The sequence below is a fragment of the Collinsella sp. AF08-23 genome, assembly GCF_003479805.1.
In the GTDB taxonomy this organism is placed as follows: domain Bacteria; phylum Actinomycetota; class Coriobacteriia; order Coriobacteriales; family Coriobacteriaceae; genus Collinsella.
This window is the reverse complement of sequence record NZ_QUHV01000002.1, coordinates 206,764-227,675: the sequence shown is the minus strand read 5'-3', so window position 1 is coordinate 227,675 and position 20,912 is coordinate 206,764. Positions and strand designations below refer to the sequence as shown.

The following is a 20,912-nucleotide window of genomic DNA, read 5'->3' as shown; positions in this document are numbered from 1 at the left end:
AGAGCATTTCCCAGTTGACAAAACTATAGGAACACCCCCCAGCCCGTATTGAACTGGCACCCATAGTTGATAAAGACGTTCTTTCCGATTTCGATATGAGGCAAGTTGAGCTCGACTCCCGATCGAATGACCGTCCCCTCTCCAATCGATATGCCCAATTTGCGCATAAGAAATCTCCTGAGCCTGTTGCTTTCAGTTCTCCTTATGATGCGATGCGAAATTGGCCTCACGTCATCTCCCCTTTAATATCGAACGGCGCCTTAGCGAGCATCAGGGCCGAGGAGCTGCCAACGGTCCATTAGCCCTTCCTCGCAATCAACGGCAGCTCTTTATCCCATGAAGTATCTTTCACTGCAAGGCCGGTATCGGATGCACGACGCGCCGTCCTCACAATCAAGCTCGAGTAACTTGTAGATGAACAGCAGGTCGAGCGAAGCCAAACCATAGTTATAAACGAGAATCCGTTCATCATCGCTTTCCCTGCCCGGCGCGTTCCCCATCAGGACGTCATCCGTATTTGCGACGCTCTTAAACTCGTTAAAGAACTTGAATCCTCGAATCTGCTCCACCTCGTCGGTAAACACTTTGTCGAAACGCGTATCACAGCCCTGGAAACCCAGCGTCATGATGGGGATGATGGTGCACCCTCTCTTGTAAAAGCTTGGGTCACAGAAGTCCCCCTCTGCCCTCGTAACCGCCGAGACGATTAAGTCGGTGCCGTCCGCGACCTCCTCGTACGAATCGCAGAACTCAAATCTGAGGTTGTCGAACCCGGCAAATCTCTCGACGAAGCGGCATTCCTGCCCGTTATGGCGGTACAGCTTTACCGTAAGGTGCCTCCCGGCAACCGCCGTGGCAAGGACGTCCATAAAAGAGGTCATGATGTTTCCCAGACCGATAAGGCCGACGGTCTCGAAGCCCCGAACCGCGTACAGCAGCGCGGAGTGCGCGGCGCAGGCGCCCGTGCGGACCGTCGTAACGTACTCTCCGTCAACTAGGGCCCGTAGCTTTCCCGACGAGGCGTGATAGCACAACACGTCACTCGTCATAGGGGGCAGCCCCTCGCTGCGGTTCGCCTCGACGTGGCGACCGACCATCTTCGCGATGGCGAAATCGAGCCCCTCGTGCATGCAAGGCATGCACGCATAGTAGTCGCCACGGGGTTGCGACAGGCGGATTTTCGCAGGCATTTGGAAATCGCGCTTGTGCTCAAAGCACCACTCGACCCACGCGAGCATATCCAAGGGGCTCAAGGACCCCAAAATCTCCCTGACGTCCTCGAAATCAATCACGTTAATCATCGCAACTCCCCATGGCCTCCCGATCAGCCTCAAAACACTTCGCCGCCATGACGCTGTACCACTCATCCTCCGGCATTGTGCAGCGTCCCCCCACGGGCAGCGCACGAATCCCCCTCACGAACTCCAAGAGCTCGTACCGAAGCCCGTCGCCCTCATACCCCCAGTAAAACTTGCGCGTCCCCCTCAGGTCCTCATTACGGATCTCAAAGTAATCCGTAAGCCACCAAGGCGCCGGGACGTATACGTAGCCCTTAGTTCCCGTGATCACCATGTCGCCCTCAGTCTTGATTCCTCGGCCCATGGTCACCTGGACCGAGGCTCCCGGATACTCCAAAGCACATCGGGTGTAGTAGGCGATTCCGCTCGGCTCGTAAAACGACCTGAAGGATACCCTGGACGCGTCGCACCCCATTAACTCGACAACAGGCAGCAGCGCGAGCCCTCCCCATTGCTCCATTGCACTGCAGCCGCCCGTCGGGCTGTCCGGACGATCACCCTCGGGGACCTGGCTGCACGAAAGGTCGATCGCCCGGACATCGCCGACCGCCCCACCCTCGATCATGAGGACAAGGTGGCGGAAAGCCGGAAGGTACTTGGTCTTCACCCCGTTGAAAAGCAGCACGCCGCGATCGCGGGCGAGCGCCTCCATCTCCCTGAACTCCCCCGCACTCGAGAATGCGGGCGGAACGTACAAGACGTGCTTTCCCTTGGAAAGGCACTCCGAGATACAGCCGGCCCGATCCGCGAAAGGGGGAGCGACGACCAGCGCATCGCTCGCATCAACGACCTCCGCCATACTTTCCGCGGATATGCCCCCGCAGCCCATGTACTCCAAGCTACCCACTGACTGGATTTCAGAGACGAAGCGTCCGCGAAGCTCCTCGCCGGCGACGATGCCAATCTTCACTCGAGGAGCGGAGCCGTCGCGCAGCTGCGAGCTGCTCACCCCCCGAGTCCTCTCCAGGTACACCACCTCGCAGTACTTGGACAAGTAGTCGAAATGCCCCCGCCAATCGGAGCCGACGGTGAACACGTCGGCGCCGTAGCGCTTGATGTCGTCGATCTTCTGTCCCTCATACTCTTCTATTATCACAAGGTCAGCTAACCCCGTGGCGCGCACGGCGTCGACGCGCTCGATGGTTGACTGGTTGACGTTGATCTTTCCCCGGCTCCGATCGTACTGGTCGGATGTCACACCCACGATCAGGTAATCGCCCAGGGCGCGCGCACGCTCGAGCAGGGCAATGTGGCCCTTGTGCAGAAGGTCGAACGTGCCATATGTAATAACTTTTCGCATGTCGGCCTCCGGAGCTACGGGCGCATGATTCCACGGCGCTGCGCATCGAGCAGCGCGGCGACCAACAGGGCGTTATCACTCAACGGGTGCTCGCCTATATGCCCGACCCGGAAGGAAGTCTCAGCCCCTTCGCCCCCATTGGGACACAGCCATATGCCGTATGTCTCCTTCATGTCGTCCACGAGGCGCCGCGCGGAGAACCCTATCGTCTTCAGGAAGGTCACGGCATTCGACGGGGAGGTCAGGCGCATCTCGAGCGGAAGGCCAGATTCGGAAACGCGCCGCCTAAAGTCCTCGGCAACGGAGGCCCGCAGTGCCACTTCCGCGGCTGCACCACCCGCCTCCTGCAACTGCCGAAGCCGCTCGTGGATCTGCAGGATAATCCCCACCGCAGGCGTGAACGGAGTCTGACCCCTCAGCTGGTTCTCCAACATGAGCCCCAAATTGAAATATGAGCACGGCTGCACGACCCTCCGGACACGCTCCAGGGCCCTCGGCGACAGCACGATAGGTGCCACCCCGGGAGGGCACGCCAGGGCCTTCTGCGCATCGGTGATAAGCACGTCGGCGCCCATCTCCCCCATATCGAACGGGTCCGCCAAGAACGAGCTGATGCCGTCAACGACGAGAAAGAGGTCCTCGCGCTTGCAAAAATCGGCAATAAGGTTCGCGTCGTACAGGACGCCCTGAGACGTTTCGCCCAGGTTCACCAAGAATGCAGTATGATCGCCGCCGCTGTACGCGTCCAGGTCCTCGACGCGAAGTGGCGCTCCGTGCTCAAGCTCAATCGCATCGTGCGGAATGCCGTGAAGGGCAAGGAGCTCCCGAAAGCGGCGTCCGAATGATCCGCCGTCAACGACGAGCGCCTTGTCCCGCCGCGGATCAAGCGTTCCCATGACCACGGCCTCCATAGCCCCCGTTCCCGAAGAGGTGCTAAAAATAGCCCGAGAATCTTTGGGTGCAAAAGCCAATTCAAGAATCAATCGTTCGCTCTCGAGCATAATGCGAGAAAACTCTGGAGTTCGAAAATATGGAACGTCACGTCCGCCAATTGCCGATACGTTATTGTTTTGTGGAACTGGTCCTACTGCAAAGTTCAACATCTTTACCACCCGCAAAAGCGTTGTCAAGCAACTATTGATTTTTCATTCCTCAGAAGCCCATACTTTAAAACCATGACGGACCTGCTTTTCAGCAGGAGGCAACGCCATGTAGTTCCCGTAAAGACCCGTTAAGTAGCGGTCCCAATGCGGAATAGCCTTAAATAATCTTCCCTCAAACTCCACTTCAACGAGATTATCGAAGTCCTCAGCCGGAAACCATCGGTCTTTGACCGCTATTGGCCACGTTATGTTCGAAACATTCTCCGTACTGCCATAAGAAATTCTCTGCGCATTGGCGGCAATGGTTTTCAGCGTCTTTTTGGGCGGATAAGCCATCCTATAATATGGCCTGAGCAGAGTTCTTCCCAGCTTTCTTAACCTATTATTCCCGGCAGCGCTTGGACGCATGAGGGACCTACCGTATGCCCTAACAAGCTTCGCCTGCCTTGCGCAAATTCGCTCCGCATCTTCACTATCATCCGGAACCGCATCTGCGGGAAATAAATCAATCCAGAGATGTCCCTCAGCAATTCCCTCATACCCTATCTCCTGAGTGCGCCATTTCTTGTTTATAAATTTTGCAAATGGATGCAGGGACCCTTCTCCACCAGGGACGATTACTCCATATGGCTCCACAAGCCACTCCGGATGTCTGATAAGTAAATCATAGTCGGGCCGTGGAACAATGAGATCAATATCATCGTCCCACGGAATAAATCCCTTATGTCTAATCGCACCAAGCAGTGTTCCGCTATCAAGCGAATAGCGAATACCGTTTGCCTGACAAATTGAATCGAATTCAGACAGCATGCTCAATAGCGCATTTTTAATATCATGCTCATTCAGGTATCGTTTTTCGCGCTCCATGTATTTTGCCCTACCTTTCTAATCTGCTTTGAACCTCTAAAAACGCCTCATTGTTTGTTGCCTCTTATGAGAATCTCCGTGGTGCACGTTGAACAAGATGAGCCGCTTGCCATGAAGGCTGATCTAGTAGGCAACATTCACGCCCCTCATCCACGCGAGCGGCACTTTGCCAACGCCAAAGCCCTGCTCGCAAGCAAAACGCCTTCGGCGACGCAGCGAACCACACATATTGATAAAAGTGACGCTTGTCCAAGCATGCTTATTCCGAACAACAACGCTGCATTGACAAGACCGGAAACTAAGGTCGAAGCCGTAAGCTCTTTAACTCTTCCCATGGCCCCAAGAACAGGCCATCCGATTAGAATAGAATAAAACGAAAGGGGCAAAACTGCCGCAAGTGCAACCATGACCCAAGATCCTTTTACATACTCCTCGCCACCCAACAAAAGAAATATCTGCGGCGAAAGTAAGCAATAAGCGATTGTGCCGATTATAAGTGCGGGAGCGGCCAACAATCCGAGTTTTTTTGCAAGCCCTAAATCTTGATGAGACATCACATAAGGATAAAGACTGTTCGATATCGGAGTATAGAGCGCTTGCACAGCACTAACAGTCGTAAGTGCTAACGACCAATAAGCCACATCTGTTGGATTTGTGAGCACAACGCCCACAACAAACGTTGTAAATCCAGACACGAGAGTGGTTCCAATATTTGAAATGCAGTAAACGGCCGAACTCTTCAGCTCTGATAAAACTTCGCCGATCCCAGTTCGGGCGATTTGAACACCATAGCGATTTCGCGCAGTTGCAAAACTCCACACAAGCGCCACTAACCCGCCCATGAAATCGGCAAGAGCGACGAGGACTAGGTCTTGAGGCGCGCGGACCAGAATCAAGGTAAGCCCGACACTTACGATTTTTGACACAAAGAATCGCGTAGTAAGTGGCCCCATATCCTCGAATCCCTGAAAAATGAAATCCGGCAGCAGGGCTCGTGTCACTGTTGCAAGAAAAGCAACAAGTACGTAGAACATGTTATTCCTCATAAGCGGAATAAACTGAGAAGCGCAAAACACCCCTACGCACAAAATAAGAGCAAGAGCTATCCTTGCCATGGTTATTGACCCTAAAAGCCTGCACAGCTCCTTTTTTTCGTCTCGAAGATCGATAACCCTCTTTGTTCCTGAGAGCATAAATCCAAAATCCGCGAAAGTCTGAACGATGCCCATAAAAGACAACACGTAGGCGTAAACAGCGTAGCCTCCCGTTCCAAGTACGCGTGTAAGATAAGGCACGAGAATAAAGGGGAAGACATACTTCAGAACTTGTAGTCCATACTGCCAAAAAACATTTTTTGCTAAATTAACCTTACTATTCAAGATGCCCCATGTTTCTAATCGAAATCCAATTGATTTTTCCAAGCTAAATTGAGCGTGAAGCAGCACGCCACAATTCAAAATCTCCGCATCTTAAAGAGGAATCAAGGTCAAGCCACTTTTCTGCACAATGACTCGTGCTAGCGACGTCTTCCCCCGCAGAAGTCAATAGAGCTTGAGCACAAACAAAACAGCAGGCCAGCTCCTCCTCGTCCAGTGCAATCGTTCTGCTAATCAACAAGGGGCCAAGTTGATACAACGTCTGATCATATGTCGCTTGATCAAAAGCAAGCCCAAACGCGTTGCGCCACGACAGCATCGCTTCGGTAACGAAATATGTATCAACCGACCGTTTACTATTCCGGCTTGTCGCCGTAATTGAGCCAGACTGCTTGCGATAGTAATAGACGGCCCGATCCACTACGGCTTCAGAAAAGCACGGACGGACCATGTAGGCATGCACGGTGTCCTCAAACCACACGTTCTCAGGAAATTCCAATCGACGCCAAACCTCTCGATTGTAAATTCGTCCCCAAGGAACACCCGCAGGCCGGCGAGCTGCCAGCGGTAACCTGTATCCGCGTTCATCAATATATGTATATCGTCCGGTGACATAATCAGCACCAGAAGACTTTAACTTGTCGTACAGAGCTTGCAACGCCCCGGGGGCAAGAGCATCATCGGAATCCAAGAATACGATCGAAGACCCTTGGATTCTTGATATACCGACATTTCGTGCTCCACTGAACCCCTTATTGTCCTGATGCACAACAGAAACTCTTTCATCACCCTCCGCCATCGAATCAAGTATGAAAGGAGTTCCATCGGTTGACCCGTCGTCTATGGCTATCACCTCAAAAGATGCAGCGCATTTTTGGCAAAGCACTGAATGTATTGACTGCTCAACAAAAGGTGCAGCGTTATAGCAGGGAACTATGACAGAGGTATCGTATTTCGGCACCTCGGGCCACAGAGAATGTGCTTTAGGCGGCGTTATATCCAGCGGTGGCCTAAGCCCAAGCAAACGGGCACGAGCCTCTTCATAGCTGGGGAGATTCAAGTGACCCCGTTTTCTTGCCAGCCGCATTTTCTCAAACCGGTACACAGGATTACTCGATAGCATCGCATGCTTGGCTGCACGCATTATCTTGTCTAGGACAACACTCATATGCACATTTCCCAACTACTACTGCCAGAAAAAGGAGAACGGTACGACACCGTGCCACTCTGGTCGATAAATCATGATTACGAAGAAAAAGGCTGTGGTAACGCCAAAGATGAAGTACATAACCAAGAATTTGAGCTTTGTGTCAACTCTTAAAAATCTCTGTGCCGTATAAAGAACTAAAAAAATAGAAGTATACGTCGTCAATCTTTGAAAAATGTTAACGAAGCAAGCGAGAAACTGAAACGAAATTTGGAGCATAGTTCCATGGAAGAGGACACGTTCCTCTTCCTCAGCACCTTCTGGACAACCTCCGAACACATGAGCGATTGCCAGCAGTAAGATATCCATAATTGTCATGAGTGGAGCGGCGAGCGTATTGCCGCCAGACCACGCAGATGCGCTATACGTCGAGTATTTATCGAAGTTGCCTTCGATGAAACTCCAGATAAAATCAGGGGAAATAGCTAAAGCAATCGCTCCGGCTCCATATCCTAACACTATCCTCCTGGACGGCTTGATTAGTGCAAGCGGAACAAGAGCCAGCATAACAATCGCCGTGGAGTGAAATAGGGAACTTATTAGTACCGCGAAAACGAAGCGCAAACGTTTACCCGATGCAAGCCAGGGCAAAGCAGCAACGAGGATTGCAGCAGCAAGCCCCTGACGCATTAGATTCATAAATGTAGCGTATGTAAGAAGCGTAATATAAAGAAAAAAAGCGATGATGGGATTGCAGTTAAACCGGCAGATCGCATAGCCAACGCAACCTGTCATTACCGCGCTGGTAAAAAACAAAAGCAGCTGCGGATTTTCACTCATCGAATTCAGAGCCCGCAACAGCCAAAGGAAACCACTCTCATACCAAGAATGATCCGCCCAGGCCGTAAGGTATGCATTCCAATACTGAAGGGTATCCACCCCAACTGTGTAGCTGCGCAAACCCGATACCAATGTCAACATAATGCATACTGCCACGACATAGCGTTTTCGAGCGTCTTTCGTTTTTCCGACGCCTATAATCGCGGCAAGAACGCCAATCAGAATCATTTCTAGCGTGTAGATCATCATTCGCAAGCGACCACCTTGCAGTAATCGTTGTGAATCGAGGTCGCTATAGCCTGCCAGGAAAACCTTTCCGCAACATGCCGTGCGGCAGCCGACCTGAAACTATAATCATCAGCTGAAGCCACGGCGCGCTCGATAGCATCAGCAATCGAGAGCGCCGCCACGGGGCAAACCCAACCAGCGCCCTCATCCTGGATAACGTCGCCCATATTCGTTCCAGTCGTAACAATACTTGGCAGTCCATATGCGCACGCCTCAAGCAGGCCCATAGGCATTCCCTCATATCGCGATGTGAGTAAGAACAAATCTGCAGAGCGTAGAACCGCGTCTTTCCTTTCATCGAAGACGGGTTCGCAAATCGAAACCATTTTCGCTAAGCCTTCAAGCTCAATCCGTTTCTTTAGTTTTTCGGCGGACCCATCAACCGAATTGCCGTAAATCGACAAATGAAACCTTAAAGCCCCCGATCGACTTTTAATTAATTCCAATGCGTCAAATAGAATATCGAGACCTTTCTGATAAGGCTCAATTCTGCCTACAAATACAATTTCAGGTGTGTCTCCATGCCAGGTTTCCCGGTTCGGAATCTCATCTGGCACCGCGATTCCGTTAGGCTCTATAAAGAAGCTTGAATTCCACCGTTGACCGGACTCATCTCGCTCCTTTTTAGTAAGATAGTGAATCGCTGCTGCGCCACGCGCGAAGTGTGTATAAAAAAGCGCGTTGCAAACCCGCTTCTTTAAGGCTTTCTTCCCTTGATCGCCTGTAGTAAGGGCGCAGTGAGGTTCAATTACATACGGTATCCCCGAAGAAAGCACATGAAGCAGAGTCGCATTCGGGTGAAAAGCGTAAAACCCCTCGAAAACAATAAGGTCAGGACGCCAGTAATTTCTGCAAAACGTTTTAATTCCAAATGCAAAATCGCTAGGATCCCTATAGAACGGCAGCGTCCTCCACTCTTCACGCGTAACATTTTGAAAGTTATACCAAATCACATTATCTATTTTGGACACCGCGGAGATTAATGCAGGGACGCAATAGGTGGGGCCTGCGAAGCCTTCGTACTCCAAATTTGATAGAAATAGTATTTTCATGCTAAGGAAATCCTATATTCTTTTCAATACAGCATGAGTCAGCTGCCAAAATAGACAATACGTCGCATAAAATGGATTGATTCTTTCAATCTTTCTATATGCGTTCCACGTTCGCGCCACAGCGTGAAGCTTATTTGAAGAACGAGAGCCTCTGTGCTTCCTGTTCTTTGCAAGCACCTCATCCAAGCCGCCAGCGGCAATGCCGTTTTTCAGCACTTGAAGCCAAACAACCATATCTTCTGGAAAATCAAAATCGTTCCCATAGTCAGGGCAGACAAGCATTTTAATTGAAACCATCGAAAGGTCGAATGCAATGGTATGGCTGCACGTGATAGTATTCTTGAGAAATCCGTCGTAAGTAATGCTCTTCGGAACGTGAACATAATTCCTATGTGAACCGTCGGATTCAATCGTCTCGTATGACGTAAAGCACATACCAAGACCGAAGCTCTTCATATAGGCCAGCTGATGCTCAAGCTTCTCGGGCACCCATACGTCATCGGCATCCATAAACGCCAGATAATCACCTTTAACACATTTTAAACCCGCGTTGCGTGACTTGGCGGCCCCCATATTGTGCGCATTCGAATAAACCCTGATCCGCGAGTCGCGTTTTGCATGCCTGCGCGCGGTCGTAAGGGACGAATCAGTTGAACAGTCATCCACAATAATGAGTTCCCAGTTTTTATAAGTCTGTGCAATTATCGAATTGATCGTTTCGGCAAGAAATGGCTCGGCATTGTAAAGAGGCATCACAATCGATACTAGCGACTTTTCGATGTCCACCGTCACTTCCCCGTCCTCTCCACGAACATGGCCTTGAACGTTCGGACGAAGATCCTGAGGTCGAGCGCCAGGCTCGCGTGTCGCACGTAGAAGAGCTCGAGCAGCTGGCGCTCGCCGTTCTCCCACGTGGCGGCGTTGCGCTCGGTCACCTGCCACCATCCGGTGATGCCGGGCTTGCATGAGAGGAACTCGTCGCGCGCGTCCCCGAACTCGTAGGTCTCCTCGAGGGTCACAGGCCTGGGGCCGATCACGGACAGGTCGCCCGTGAGCACGTTGATGAACTGCGGCAGCTCGTCCAGGCTCGTCCGGCGCAGGAGGCGCCCCACGCGCGTGACGCGCGGGTCGTCGTCGAGCTTCTGCTCGCGCCTCCAGGTCTCGAGCTGCTCGGGCGTCATGTAGCGCCCGGGGTTGGAGTGCGCGTCGGGGACCATGCTGCGCAGCTTCCAGATGTAGATTCTCCTGCCGCCGAGGCCCACGCGCTCCTGGCGGAAGAAGGGCGCGCCGGGGCTGTCGAGGACGATCGCCAGGCACAGGAGCGCCACGGGCACCGCGAGGACCGCGATGACGACCAAGCTGAACGCGAGGTCGAAGGCCCGCTTGACCGCGCGGTAGCCCGCGCCGCCGGGCCTGGGGGCCGGGACCGAGTCGTCCCTGGGCGGCGCGACGAACTCGCCCCGGGACAGCCTGCGCACCGAGCGCTCCCCGTCCTCGGGAACCGCGCCAGTGCCCGAGGCACCGCTCTGCATCTCGTCCATGTACTCGCTACTCATGGCTCACCACTTCGCGCCCGCGCAGATCCGCTCCGCAGCACAAAAGAGCGAACAGGCACGGCCCGTCCGCCCAACTCGCACGCGCAACCTCGTTGCAGGTCGCGCCTGTGCCGATTTTTTCTAGCAAGGAGCTAGCCCCCCCCCTTGATTCACGCAACACCCCTTTCAGGTGCGGTTTCGTGCTCGATGCGAAGGTCACGCATCAGCCACTTCTCCTTGGAAAGAACGCCCAGGCCAACGCGTGTGGTCACCACGCGGCCACACATGTTGACCTCGAGAATCGCAATGCTCTTACGACGCCAGATCTCCTTGACCATGGCTTCGTGGCCCACCAGCGGACCGCCCGTCACCACCACGCGGTCGCCGTCTTTCACGCCAATGCTCATGGGCACCACGCGATTCCCGGGCTTGGTGAAGCCACCAATAATCTCGACCTCGTCGGGCGCCAGCGGCACAAACTCATTGCCTTGGGCCAGCAGCCTCGCGAATTCGTCCATGTCGAGCAGCATGGCCTCAACCGCTTTGGGGTCATCGCACACCGCGATGAGGTACCCCGGTAGCAAGGGCTTTTGCACGGGAACCCACCGGCCGCGAACCTTGATCTCGGTCTCGTATTTAGGTGAAAACACTTCTTGCAACAGGCGCTTGGGTACAACGCGGCCAATCAGCGAGGCCATAGCGTCTTCGCGCCCTTTCATCACCTGGATCACATACCACTGCACGTACATCACCGCCTTAAGAACATTCCTATCGAGGGCGGGAAATGCTCAGACGGACGCATGCTAAGGCGAGCCCTATGGCTACGCCCACCCGGTGCATGACCGGCAAAACGTCCGCTATACATTCCCCAACCCACCGAGGTCTGCTCTTGGCACCACGTCGACAAGAGGGTATGGACACGCCGCCTATTGGCAACGGCAGTTACCGATACCCCTCCCCCTAAAATATGCGGGCGGTGGATATCAGCTTATCGCTTGGTCAAGTTTACTATTAATAAACCCTTTAGGCGATTCTCTCCATAATATTTATTATTAACGAACTAATTACAGAAAACCCAGCAGTGTGTTTCCTATCGCTAAAACTGGAGGCACCAAATGGGTAAGCAAGACAAAACTGAGCGGGGCAAGACGCAACTTGCCCGACTGCGCAAAGCGCGTGGCCTTACGCAGACGGAAATCGCCTACGACCTTGGTGTAAGCAAAGCGACGTACAGCTCTTGGGAAAGCGGGCGCATTGAATTGGGGGCAGGGCGTATCACCGCCCTGGCCGAACGCCTTTGCTGCACGCCCAACGACATCCTCGGGTTTGCCTCCACCCCCGAGCATGACGAGCCCGCCCGCTACGAACCACTCACCGAGGAGGAGCTTCACGCCATCAAACTGTTCCGTTCCTGCCCGCCCAATATCCGCCACAGCATCCTCGACATCATGCAAACCACCGTGAAAGGCTGGCGGATTGGATAAATCTTGCAATCCTGCGTTGCAAGATCACGTGCCAGCATGGCAGGTGCTCGAGCTTTTACCTGCGGTTTCGCTACTTCTCGATGGTATAACCGACGCCCCAGATGTTCTTGATGAAACGCGGGTTCTGGGCGTCGTCGCCCAGTTTCTCACGCAGGTGCCGGATGTGCACCATGACGGTGTTGTTGGACCCTGCCATGAACTCCTCGTCCCACACGGCACGGAAGAGCTCCTCAACCGGCACCACGCTCCCGCGATGCTCGGCGAGATACAGCAAAATCGAGTACTCGAGGGGCGTGCAACGCACGGGCTTTTCGTCCACCGTCACCGTGCGAGCATCCTTGTTGATGGAGAGCCCGTTGAACGAGATGATGGGCCCCGCCTCCTCGGCAGCAACAGCCTGCTCGCGACTGCCGTAACTCGTGTACCTGCGAAGTTGCGCCTTGCAGCGCGCCACCAACTCAAGAGGGCGAAACGGCTTGACCATGTAATCGTCCGCGCCGAGTGTCAGACCCTCTATCTTGTCGGACTGGCTATCGCGCGCGGTGAGCATGATCACGGGGTAGGTGCGCTCAGAGCGAATGGTGCGCAGCAGCTCAAAACCGTCGACGTCGGGGAGCATGATGTCCAGCACAGCAAGGTCGAACTCTTGCTCCAAGATCAGCCGCGCCGCATCGGCGCCCGTATACGCCAGCGTGACGTCATAGCCCTCGTTACGCAGATAGATACCCACCAAATCCGTGATGGTCTTCTCGTCATCCACGACCAGAATGCGCGGCGTCTCCATAGCATGCTCCTTTCACCCACGCCCATTATGGCGAAGACTCCATTTCCGCGCACCCCTTTACAGATGCATTAAGCAAATGCTAAGCGAAATGCCAAGTAGCCGTTTTATACGTGGGACATCATTTGCGGTAATCTTGAGGCATCGCGCTGAGCGCACTCCCCTGGCTTCCGAATCCCCAAAGAGGTTCTTATGAGAAAACCCCGCGCAGCCACAATCGCCACAGCCCTCACCACAGCCCTCGCCCTTTTCGCCGGCTTCCCCATACCGGCCCATGCTGAAATTCGCACAAGTGACGTCATCCTGGGGACCACGGCGGCGGACCGCGGCATCGAACAGGGCGAATTGCCCGACATCACCGCGCCACATGCCATGGTGCTGGGCCAAGACGGTCTGGCCTACTATGAGCGCAATGCGGACGAGCCCATCAAGATCGCCTCGGTCACCAAGGTCATGACCGCCCTCGTGGCGCTTGAGCACTGCGAGCTCACCGATATCGTCACGGTCGACTACGCCGCGGCGACGGTGGGCGAATCGAGCCTGGGCCTTTTGGAGGGAGACGTCCTCACCATGGAGGACGCACTCACGGGCCTCATGGTCATGAGCGGCAACGATGCGGCAACGGCGATCGCCATCGCCGCCGGAGCCAAGATCGACCCTGCGACCACCGACCCCTATTCCACGTTCATTGAGGCCATGAACCAAAAGGCGAAGGAGCTGGGCTGCACGGATACGGTTTTTGAGAACCCGCACGGCCTCGATTTCGACAGTTGGGCGGGCAATCTGCATTCGACTACGCGCGACGTAACCGCGGTGTTCGCAGCCGCCATGAAAAACGAGAGCTTCCGCGCGATTGACAACAGCGACCGCACATCGATTTCCGTAACCTCCGCCGATGGCAGCCAGCGCACGCTCACGCTGACCGTTCGTAACCAGATTCACGGACAGGAGGGCAACATCGGCGGCAAGACCGGCACCACGATGGAGGCGGGTAACTGCTTTGTGGGCGCGTTCTCGCGCGAGGACGGCGGCGAGGTCTACGTGGCCATCTTCGGCGCCGCAGACAACGACACGCGCTTTGCCGACACGCTCGCCTTGGCGAACTGGTACTACGACCACATCGCCACGGTGCCCTACATCAACACCCCCGTCACACGCAACGGCGTTCCACTGGTGGGCGAGGCGACGTGTAGCGCATGGTGCGACCGAACTGCCGCGGTCACCCTCGAGGACCCCAACGCGACGTTCAGTGTATTTAGTCTGGGCGATGAGCTCGTGCAGGACGTGGAGTATGACGAACTGGACGGAGCCGTCGAGCAGGGCGCAACCGTGGGCACCATGTCCCTGCGGCAAGGGGATGTAACCGTGGGAAGCGCTAACCTCGTCTCCGCGGAATCCGTGCCGGAGCCCAACCCGTTCGAGTGGCTCATGATTAAATTCGACCGGCTGATCCGCTTGTTCGAGGGCAGGCCGAGTACGGCCAAGTCGGTCGTCGTGAACGAGGTCGCCAATCCACTGGGCTATGACAGCTGGGGCGCGGCATAAGTAGCTGCTTTGAGCCCACTGCGTTGAGCTTGTGCCCGCTGGCCGCAAGCGGAAGCTTAGCGCCCGTCGCGCTCCTGTGTGAGCTTTTTCGCCTGATGGCGCGAGATGAACCATGTCACGAACGTGGTGATGAACAGCAGGGTCGTGGCTATGCTGGCAACCGATTCCAGATCGTGGTTGCCCAGGTAAACGCCAAGACGCGACACCATGAATGCGAACACGGTGACAGCGAGCAATCCGTACGCCACGCGCGCGAGGGGCAGTTCGCGGTGCAGTTCGTTGTCGATGGGCGCGGGACCCTGCGCCGCTTCACGACGGGCGCGGAGCTCACGCGCGGTCTCCATGGCGCGGACATCCTCCGCCTTGCGGCGTCCGTCATCCTGCGACGCACGAGTGCCGTGAGTCTTCTTCTTGCTGCTCAATAGTATCGATCTCCTTGGCTCACGCAACGCGCGGGTTCATGTCGCGCCCTGTATGACCTTCTACCCAAACAAGCCGACCGCGTTATCCCACGCCGCCTGAGCGACCGTCTTCGGTAGCTCGCCAGTGCGATCCACACGGTCGAATACCAGCACATCGGCGGTCTGGGCGATCATGGCCGGCTCGCACTCCAGTCCGCGGATGGGCTCGGGCGCCATGTACGGGCAGTCAGTCTCGAGCAGCAAGCGGTCGAGCGGACAAGCGGCAAATGCCTCGCGGACCGCATCGTTGCGCTTAAAGGTTGCAGCACCGCCAAATGCAATGTGGCACCCAAGGGCAAGGAAGCGCTCCATGGTGGTGCGATCCTCACCAAAGCAGTGGAGCACGCAACCCGAAGCGGGAACACCCACCTGTTCGAGCACGCGCGCTGCATCGGCATGGGCCTCGCGGGATTCATCCCCGTAGTCATTGCGAAGATGAAGCTCAACCGGAACATTGCGAGCAACGGCAAGCTCGACCTGCCGCGCCATGACGTCCATCTGCAGATCGTGCGGAGCCGCCTCGATGTCATCGTCCGCATCGAAATGGTAATCCAAGCCAACCTCGCCCACGCCCACGCAGAGCGGATCTTCCAACGCGGACTCGACCTGCGCATGCAGCGCATCGGTGTACTCGGGGGCACCATATGGATGCACGCCCACGAGGTACCTCACGGCAAGCGGCGAACCGTTCTCCGCCGCGCAATTGACCGCCGCCTTAAGCCACGCGGAAAACGCGCGGGCGTCCGGAGTCTCTTCACTGCGATCGGCTACGGGATCGTACAGGGTAACCAGCGAGCGAACGCCAGCCTCGTATGCGCGGGCGAAAACGTCCGCCATGCCTTTGTCCTTCCCCCAAAACGACCGCAGATGGGCATGCGTGTCGTAAAGCGGTGCCTGAGGCGCAGGAAGCGTGAACGTCTTGTTCTTTTTGGTGTAGACAATCGGCATGTGCGAAAGGTCCTAGTCGAACGATTCCGAAAGAACGGCTGCGAGCTTGATGAACTCATCCGTGGTGAGCGCCTCGGCGCGCGCGGTGGGCGCAATGCCACATGCCTCGAACGCCACGTCGAGTGCCGCCTTGTCAAAACCGTTTGAGCTCATGGAGTTGCGGATGGTCTTCCGACGCTGGGCGAATGCGGCGTCGACCACGCACGACACGCACGCAGCATCGATCGGGGCATAATCCGATTCGAGGCACGCCAGCCCGGCGCACGCGAGGGCGTCGACGCGGTCGATGCGCACGACGGCGGAGTCCACGTGCGGGGCGGGCATGAAGCAGCGTGGCGGCACCTCAAAACGCCCCGTCACCTCGCCATACAGGGAAAGCTTTACCGTGTAGGCGCCATACGCTTTGGTGCCCGCCACGGCGGCGATGCGATCGGCCACCTCTTTTTGCACCATGACGACCGCACGCTCGAGGCTCGGCATGGTCTGGAAGAACTGCAAGATGATGGTGGCGGCAACGTTATAGGGCAGGTTCGCCACGAGCATGGTGGGCTCGCCGCCGCTCGCCTCGGCGATGGCCGTCGGCGGGACAGCGAGTGCGTCGCCCATGATGAAGCTGAAGTTGTCATGGTCCATGGCATGCGCAGCCAACACCTGCTCAAGCTCGGAATCCATCTCGATGGACGTCACGTGCGCGGCCTCCTGAAGGAGCGCAAGTGTGAGCGTGCCGATGCCGGGACCCACCTCGAGCACGCGCTCGGAGCCGGAGAGGTCGGCGAGCGCCATGATGCGCTCGATCACATGGTTGTCGACGAGGAAGTTCTGGCCCAGGCGATGCTTGGTCGCCAATCCAAAGGCCTCGAGCATCTCGCGTGTCGCGGTGGGATTTGCCAGCGGGGAAGTCGTCATCGTTAGCCCAGACGCGGGAACAGGGCGTCGCCCTTCTCGACCGGCAGCCCCGCAGTGAGCTGGCCCCACGCGCAGGCGGCGGCCATGTCATCGGTCGCGGCCTCGCCCTCGCAGCCGATGCGGCGCAGGGCCTCGGCGCTCGTGCTCGGCATGAGCGGCATGAGCAGGTGCGCGGAGATGCGGATGGCCTCGAGCAGGTTCCAGATCACGTTGGCGAGCTCGCCCACCTTCGCGGGATCCTTGGCGAGCGTCCAGGGCTCAGAGTCCTCGATGTAGTGGTTGGCGGCGTGGATGAGGTCCATGACCTCCTTGGCGGCATCGCCGTAGGCGAAGGCCTCCATCTTGGCGGCATAGCGCTCGAAGATGCCCTCGGCGGTCGCGGCCAGCGGATTCTCGGCGTATCCGGCGGCCGTGGCGTCGCGCTCGGGCGTGACGCCGTCGAAGTACTTGATGCACATGTTGGTGGAGCGCGAGATTAGGTTGCCCCAGCTGTTGGCGAGGTCAGCGTTGTAGACCTGCTCCATGCGCCCAAAGCTGATGGCGCCGTCGGTGCCCGGGGTGACGTCGGTCATGAAGTAGTAGCGGTAGCCCTCCACGCCGAGCTTCTCAATGACCTCGCGCGGGGCGATGGCGTTGCCGCGGGACTTGGACATCTTCTCGGCCTTGCCGGTCTCCTCGTTCTTGACGGTAAGGAAGCCGTGCGCGAAGACGTGCTCGGGCAGGGCCTCGCCCAGCGCCATGAGCATCGCGGGCCAGATCACGCAGTGGAAGCGGATGATGTCCTTGCCGACGATATGGGTCTGCGCAGGCCAGCGGTAGGCGAAGTCGGCCGCCGCCTCGTCGCCCGCGGCGCCATAGCCCACGGCGGTCATGTAGTTGGTCAGGGCGTCGAACCACACGTAGGTGACGTGGTCGGCGTCGAAGGGCACTTCGATGCCCCAGTCGAAGGAAGTGCGGGAGACGGAAAGATCATTCAGGCCGCCCTCCACGAAGGAACGGACTTCGTTCATGCGGAAGTCGGGCTGGACAAAATCCGGGTGCTCGTCATACAGGGCGAGCAGCTTGTCCTGGAACGCGGAGAGCTTGAAGAACCAGCTCTCCTCCTTAACGCGCTCGAGCGGGCGGTCGCAGTCGGGGCAGAGGTGCTGTCCTTCCGTGCCGCGGGCCTCGTCGGCCTTCTCGACCTGGGTCTCGGTGAAGAAGGTCTCGTCCGGCACGCAGTACCAACCGTCGTAGCTGCCCTTGTAAATGTAGCCAGCCTCCTGCATGCGCTCCCACAGATACTGGACGGCGCGCTTTTGGCGCGGCTCGGTGGTGCGGATGAAGTCGTCGTTGGAGATCTCCAGCTCACGCCACAGATCGTGGAAATGCGGTGCCTGGGAGTCGCACCACTCCTGCGGGGTCATGCCGTGCTTCTCGGCGGCTTCTGCCACCTTCTGGCCGTGCTCGTCCATACCGGTCAGGAACTTGACGCTGTAGCCGGCGGCACGGCGATAGCGCGCCTGGACGTCGGCGATGATGGTCGAGTACGCGGTTCCCAGATGCGGGTCGGCGTTCACGTAATAGATGGGCGTGGTGATGTAGTAGGACGGCTTCGTGCTCATGATGCGCGGCTTCCTTCTCGCTGGTTGTTCATGCAATTCTTCATTCTAGCAGGAATGCCCGGTGTGCCATTGGGGGACGGACCCCTTTGGCACAAGGGGGCGCTGGGGTTGGACGTGCCATCGGCACACCGGACGCACGTCACTGCTGCTGCAGCTCGAGCACCTTGGCGTAGACGTCGCGCTTCTTGCGCGAATACTTTTGGGCCAGGCGCTTGGCTAGGGCGTTGGCGGGCTCCCCGGCAGCCAGGGCCTCGGCGATGTCGGAACGCAGCAGCTCGTCGGGATCGGCAGCCGCGTTCACCTGAGATCCCGCGGCGAGTGCGGCCTCATGGCGCTCAAGCTCCTCTTGGGTGGGAGGCGCCACCACGATCACCATCTCGCCCTTGAGCTCGCCACGCGCCACAACCTGCTCATGCAGCTCTGGGGCAGGAGCGCGCAAGACCTCCTCGTGCAGCTTGGTGAGCTCGCGGCAGAGCGCGACCATACGCTGCGGGAACACCTCGGCGATCGCCTTGAGCGATGCCTCCGCACGATACGGGGACTCGTAGAAGATGAGCGCGCCCGGAATGGACGCGAGGCGCTGAAGTCTGCGCACGCGCTCGCCGTGCTTGCGCGGGAGAAACCCCTCAAAGAAGAACTGGTCGCTCGGGATGCCCGACAGGACCAGGGCGGTCACACACGCCGAGGGGCCGGGAATGACCTCCACGGGGGCTCCTTCGCGGCGCGCGAGCTCAACAAGCACCTGACCGGGATCGGACACGCTCGGCATGCCCGCGTCCGAGGCGAACGCGATGCGCTCACCGGCGAGCACACGCTCCACGAGCTCGGGGGCACGTTGGGCGATCACGTTGTCATCGCAGCGCATAAGGGATTTTGAAATGCCGAGGTGGGCCAGGAGCTTGGAGGTGACGCGCGTGTCCTCGCAGCAGATGAGGTCCGCAGTGCGAAAGGTCTCGGCGGCACGCGGGGACAGGTCTCCCAGATTGCCGATGGGCGTGCCCACCAGGGAAAGAAGCCCTGGGACATCTGAACGTTTCTCAAGGTCGCCAGAGCGAACGGTGTTCGGCATGGGCTACTCCATCATGGCACGCTCGAGTGGGGCAAGCGCCACGCGCGCATCCCATGCGGGAAGACGACGTTCGGTCTTCCACGTTTGGAAGAACCAGCCGTCCGCCGCATCAAACGTTGCGAGCTGGTTCGAAACGAATACGCGCTCATAGGCACGGCGACCCTCCGGTGTGACCGAAGATCCCGAGAGCACGGCGGCACCCGACCACTCGCCAACGATGACAGGGAACTTGAGGCTCTTTGCCTCGCGGATCAGCGTCTTGTTGCGATTGAGCGCGGCGGTGAGCCCTTTGGGGGACGTGATGTCCTGGGCGGTCTCGTCCCTGAAATGATAGAGGTGCAGGTCCATGACCACATTCTGGTACTGCTCACCTGCCATGAAGCGCTTCCAAGCGTCCGGATGGCCCGAATCGGAGAAGACGACCATCTTGCGCGTTGGCATATGACGGCGCACGACCTCATACGCATCGCGATAGAAATTGCGCAGATAGTGCCTGGGAATTCCCACGCTGGTGGAAAAAAGCCCCGTGCGCACGCTCATAACGGGAGAATCGAGCAACTCGATGCCAAGCAGGGGCTCTTGCTCGCCGTACCGCTCGGCAAGGCGCTCGAGGGTTTCGAGCGCGGTAGCACGGCCATTTGCAGAAGAGTGCCAGTCGGCCACGATATCGGGTATGGTGGGAGAGCTGTTGGAATCCCCCTGGCCACCAGGGACCGTCGCGAGATCAAGCAAAACTTTCATCTCGTATTTATTGGCCCATTCCATGGCGCGATCGATATAGTCGATGCAGGAAATATAGGATTCATGCTCGTTTTGCGCGCCAAACGCATACCAGGGAAGCGGAATGCGCACGGCGTTGAGCCCCATCGCCGACATTCTCTTAAAGTCGAGCTCGGTGGCGAACGTCTCGTAGTGCTCGCGAACGCGCTCGTTATAGGCGGCGGGTCCTAGCACCTGCTGAAGCTCGCCGTCGTTGGAAGCACCAGTAGCGGCGAACAATGAGGGCGTGACCCATGGTTCCAAGATGAACCAACCAGACAGATTGACACCGCGAACCCTGTCGAACATGGACACCTCTCCCTGTGCACAATTCCTATCTAAGTTCTTAGGATACCCCCACCGAGCGCGATGAGACATCGAAGACCTAAACCAAAAGACCTCCCATTTTTGGGAGGTCTTTCAAATTCAAAGGGTGGCGGGGAAGGGAATCGAACCCCTGACACGAGGATTTTCAGTCCTCTGCTCTACCAACTGAGCTACCCAGCCACTATATGCGCTGTCGTTGACAGCGGTGATTAATATACCCAT

General features: G+C 57.0%; 20 protein-coding genes and 1 tRNA gene. 2 read left to right on the top strand and 19 right to left on the bottom strand.

The genetic code is table 11. The features are described from left to right. Window positions 1-329: 329 nt before the first annotated feature. The 11 genes from DWV48_RS02300 to DWV48_RS02250 form a co-directional block, all read right to left on the bottom strand. A complete protein-coding gene (locus tag DWV48_RS02300; RefSeq protein ID WP_158574797.1) occupies window positions 330-1,301 on the bottom strand; it encodes a hypothetical protein in 972 nt (323 codons plus the stop codon). Next, window positions 1,294-2,598, bottom strand: a complete 1,305-nt coding sequence (locus DWV48_RS02295) for an adenylyltransferase/cytidyltransferase family protein (protein ID WP_118653023.1) — start codon at window positions 2,596-2,598, stop codon at window positions 1,294-1,296. The genes DWV48_RS02300 and DWV48_RS02295 overlap by 8 nt, the downstream gene beginning before the upstream one ends. Window positions 2,599-2,612: 14 nt before the next feature. Then, window positions 2,613-3,701 (bottom strand): alanine--glyoxylate aminotransferase family protein, encoded by a 1,089-nt coding sequence (locus DWV48_RS02290; RefSeq protein ID WP_118653061.1) that lies wholly within the window; start codon window positions 3,699-3,701, stop codon window positions 2,613-2,615. A 42-nt stretch (window positions 3,702-3,743) separates the two neighbouring features. Beyond that, window positions 3,744-4,568 (bottom strand): phosphorylcholine transferase LicD, encoded by an 825-nt coding sequence (locus DWV48_RS02285; RefSeq protein ID WP_118653021.1) that lies wholly within the window; start codon window positions 4,566-4,568, stop codon window positions 3,744-3,746. A 146-nt stretch (window positions 4,569-4,714) separates the two neighbouring features. After that, a complete protein-coding gene (locus DWV48_RS02280; protein WP_158574796.1) occupies window positions 4,715-6,013 on the bottom strand; it encodes an oligosaccharide flippase family protein in 1,299 nt (432 codons plus the stop codon). After that, window positions 5,991-7,112: a glycosyltransferase family 2 protein gene (locus DWV48_RS02275; protein WP_118653017.1), complete on the bottom strand. Its 1,122-nt coding sequence runs from the start codon at window positions 7,110-7,112 to the stop codon at window positions 5,991-5,993. The genes DWV48_RS02280 and DWV48_RS02275 overlap by 23 nt, the downstream gene beginning before the upstream one ends. An 18-nt stretch (window positions 7,113-7,130) precedes the next feature. Then, a complete protein-coding gene (locus DWV48_RS02270; RefSeq protein WP_118653015.1) occupies window positions 7,131-8,180 on the bottom strand; it encodes an EpsG family protein in 1,050 nt (349 codons plus the stop codon). Then, complete coding sequence (locus tag DWV48_RS02265; RefSeq protein ID WP_118653013.1) at window positions 8,177-9,271, bottom strand: glycosyltransferase; 1,095 nt, start codon at window positions 9,269-9,271, stop codon at window positions 8,177-8,179. Before DWV48_RS02265 ends, DWV48_RS02270 begins: the two co-directional genes overlap by 4 nt. Before the next feature lie 12 nt (window positions 9,272-9,283). Further along, window positions 9,284-10,057 (bottom strand): glycosyltransferase family 2 protein, encoded by a 774-nt coding sequence (locus tag DWV48_RS02260; protein ID WP_147352834.1) that lies wholly within the window; start codon window positions 10,055-10,057, stop codon window positions 9,284-9,286. A 2-nt stretch (window positions 10,058-10,059) separates the two neighbouring features. Then, a complete protein-coding gene (locus tag DWV48_RS02255) occupies window positions 10,060-10,827 on the bottom strand; it encodes a sugar transferase (protein ID WP_233546058.1) in 768 nt (255 codons plus the stop codon). A gap of 149 nt (window positions 10,828-10,976) precedes the next feature. Continuing rightward, on the bottom strand, window positions 10,977-11,555 hold the full coding sequence (locus tag DWV48_RS02250) for a transcription termination/antitermination NusG family protein (RefSeq protein WP_118653009.1): 579 nt from the start codon (window positions 11,553-11,555) through the stop codon (window positions 10,977-10,979). A gap of 366 nt (window positions 11,556-11,921) precedes the next feature. Between DWV48_RS02250 and DWV48_RS02245 the strand changes: the two genes are divergently transcribed. Next, complete coding sequence (locus tag DWV48_RS02245; protein WP_118653007.1) at window positions 11,922-12,290, top strand: helix-turn-helix domain-containing protein; 369 nt, start codon at window positions 11,922-11,924, stop codon at window positions 12,288-12,290. A gap of 70 nt (window positions 12,291-12,360) precedes the next feature. On the opposite strand, the gene DWV48_RS02240 is transcribed toward DWV48_RS02245, so the two are convergent. After that, window positions 12,361-13,074, bottom strand: a complete 714-nt coding sequence (locus DWV48_RS02240; protein WP_118653005.1) for a response regulator transcription factor — start codon at window positions 13,072-13,074, stop codon at window positions 12,361-12,363. A gap of 189 nt (window positions 13,075-13,263) precedes the next feature. Between DWV48_RS02240 and DWV48_RS02235 the strand changes: the two genes are divergently transcribed. Then, window positions 13,264-14,616 (top strand): D-alanyl-D-alanine carboxypeptidase family protein, encoded by a 1,353-nt coding sequence (locus tag DWV48_RS02235; RefSeq protein ID WP_118653003.1) that lies wholly within the window; start codon window positions 13,264-13,266, stop codon window positions 14,614-14,616. A 56-nt stretch (window positions 14,617-14,672) separates the two neighbouring features. Here the strand turns inward: DWV48_RS02235 and DWV48_RS02230 are convergent, their stop codons facing one another. From DWV48_RS02230 to DWV48_RS02200, 7 genes are all read right to left on the bottom strand, one after another. Further along, window positions 14,673-15,038 carry a hypothetical protein gene (locus tag DWV48_RS02230; protein ID WP_118653001.1) on the bottom strand — a complete coding sequence of 122 codons (366 nt, stop codon included), beginning with the start codon at window positions 15,036-15,038 and terminating at the stop codon, window positions 14,673-14,675. A gap of 60 nt (window positions 15,039-15,098) precedes the next feature. Then, a complete protein-coding gene (locus DWV48_RS02225; protein WP_118652999.1) occupies window positions 15,099-16,025 on the bottom strand; it encodes a TatD family hydrolase in 927 nt (308 codons plus the stop codon). Window positions 16,026-16,037: 12 nt separating this feature from the next. Continuing rightward, complete coding sequence (rsmA, locus tag DWV48_RS02220) at window positions 16,038-16,931, bottom strand: 16S rRNA (adenine(1518)-N(6)/adenine(1519)-N(6))-dimethyltransferase RsmA (RefSeq protein ID WP_118652997.1); 894 nt, start codon at window positions 16,929-16,931, stop codon at window positions 16,038-16,040. Between the two features lie 2 nt (window positions 16,932-16,933). Then, entirely contained in the window at window positions 16,934-18,535 is a 1,602-nt protein-coding gene (metG, locus tag DWV48_RS02215; RefSeq protein WP_118652995.1) for a methionine--tRNA ligase, read from the bottom strand. Window positions 18,536-18,674: 139 nt separating this feature from the next. Beyond that, window positions 18,675-19,604, bottom strand: a complete 930-nt coding sequence (rsmI, locus tag DWV48_RS02210; protein WP_118652993.1) for a 16S rRNA (cytidine(1402)-2'-O)-methyltransferase — start codon at window positions 19,602-19,604, stop codon at window positions 18,675-18,677. 3 nt (window positions 19,605-19,607) lie between these two features. Beyond that, window positions 19,608-20,672, bottom strand: a complete 1,065-nt coding sequence (locus tag DWV48_RS02205; protein ID WP_118652991.1) for a glycoside hydrolase family 5 protein — start codon at window positions 20,670-20,672, stop codon at window positions 19,608-19,610. A 125-nt stretch (window positions 20,673-20,797) separates the two neighbouring features. Beyond that, a tRNA-Phe gene (locus DWV48_RS02200) sits at window positions 20,798-20,870 on the bottom strand. Between the last annotated feature and the right edge of the window lie 42 nt (window positions 20,871-20,912).

What these genes read in the sequence shown, in the direction of transcription:
- DWV48_RS02235 (WP_118653003.1), top strand. Translation starts at nt 13,264, where the DNA reads ATGAGAAAACCCCGCGCAGCCACAATCGCCACAGCCCTCACCACAGCC.
- DWV48_RS02285 (WP_118653021.1), bottom strand. Translation starts at nt 4,568, where the DNA reads ATGGAGCGCGAAAAACGATACCTGAATGAGCATGATATTAAAAATGCG.
- DWV48_RS02295 (WP_118653023.1), bottom strand. Translation starts at nt 2,598, where the DNA reads ATGCGAAAAGTTATTACATATGGCACGTTCGACCTTCTGCACAAGGGC.
- DWV48_RS02265 (WP_118653013.1), bottom strand. Translation starts at nt 9,271, where the DNA reads ATGAAAATACTATTTCTATCAAATTTGGAGTACGAAGGCTTCGCAGGC.
- DWV48_RS02225 (WP_118652999.1), bottom strand. Translation starts at nt 16,025, where the DNA reads ATGCCGATTGTCTACACCAAAAAGAACAAGACGTTCACGCTTCCTGCG.
- DWV48_RS02270 (WP_118653015.1), bottom strand. Translation starts at nt 8,180, where the DNA reads ATGATGATCTACACGCTAGAAATGATTCTGATTGGCGTTCTTGCCGCG.
- DWV48_RS02245 (WP_118653007.1), top strand. Translation starts at nt 11,922, where the DNA reads ATGGGTAAGCAAGACAAAACTGAGCGGGGCAAGACGCAACTTGCCCGA.
- DWV48_RS02275 (WP_118653017.1), bottom strand. Translation starts at nt 7,112, where the DNA reads ATGAGTGTTGTCCTAGACAAGATAATGCGTGCAGCCAAGCATGCGATG.
- DWV48_RS02250 (WP_118653009.1), bottom strand. Translation starts at nt 11,555, where the DNA reads ATGTACGTGCAGTGGTATGTGATCCAGGTGATGAAAGGGCGCGAAGAC.
- DWV48_RS02290 (WP_118653061.1), bottom strand. Translation starts at nt 3,701, where the DNA reads ATGTTGAACTTTGCAGTAGGACCAGTTCCACAAAACAATAACGTATCG.
- rsmI (WP_118652993.1), bottom strand. Translation starts at nt 19,604, where the DNA reads ATGCCGAACACCGTTCGCTCTGGCGACCTTGAGAAACGTTCAGATGTC.
- DWV48_RS02205 (WP_118652991.1), bottom strand. Translation starts at nt 20,672, where the DNA reads ATGTTCGACAGGGTTCGCGGTGTCAATCTGTCTGGTTGGTTCATCTTG.
- metG (WP_118652995.1), bottom strand. Translation starts at nt 18,535, where the DNA reads ATGAGCACGAAGCCGTCCTACTACATCACCACGCCCATCTATTACGTG.
- DWV48_RS02300 (WP_158574797.1), bottom strand. Translation starts at nt 1,301, where the DNA reads ATGATTAACGTGATTGATTTCGAGGACGTCAGGGAGATTTTGGGGTCC.
- DWV48_RS02255 (WP_233546058.1), bottom strand. Translation starts at nt 10,827, where the DNA reads ATGAGTAGCGAGTACATGGACGAGATGCAGAGCGGTGCCTCGGGCACT.
- DWV48_RS02240 (WP_118653005.1), bottom strand. Translation starts at nt 13,074, where the DNA reads ATGGAGACGCCGCGCATTCTGGTCGTGGATGACGAGAAGACCATCACG.
- rsmA (WP_118652997.1), bottom strand. Translation starts at nt 16,931, where the DNA reads ATGACGACTTCCCCGCTGGCAAATCCCACCGCGACACGCGAGATGCTC.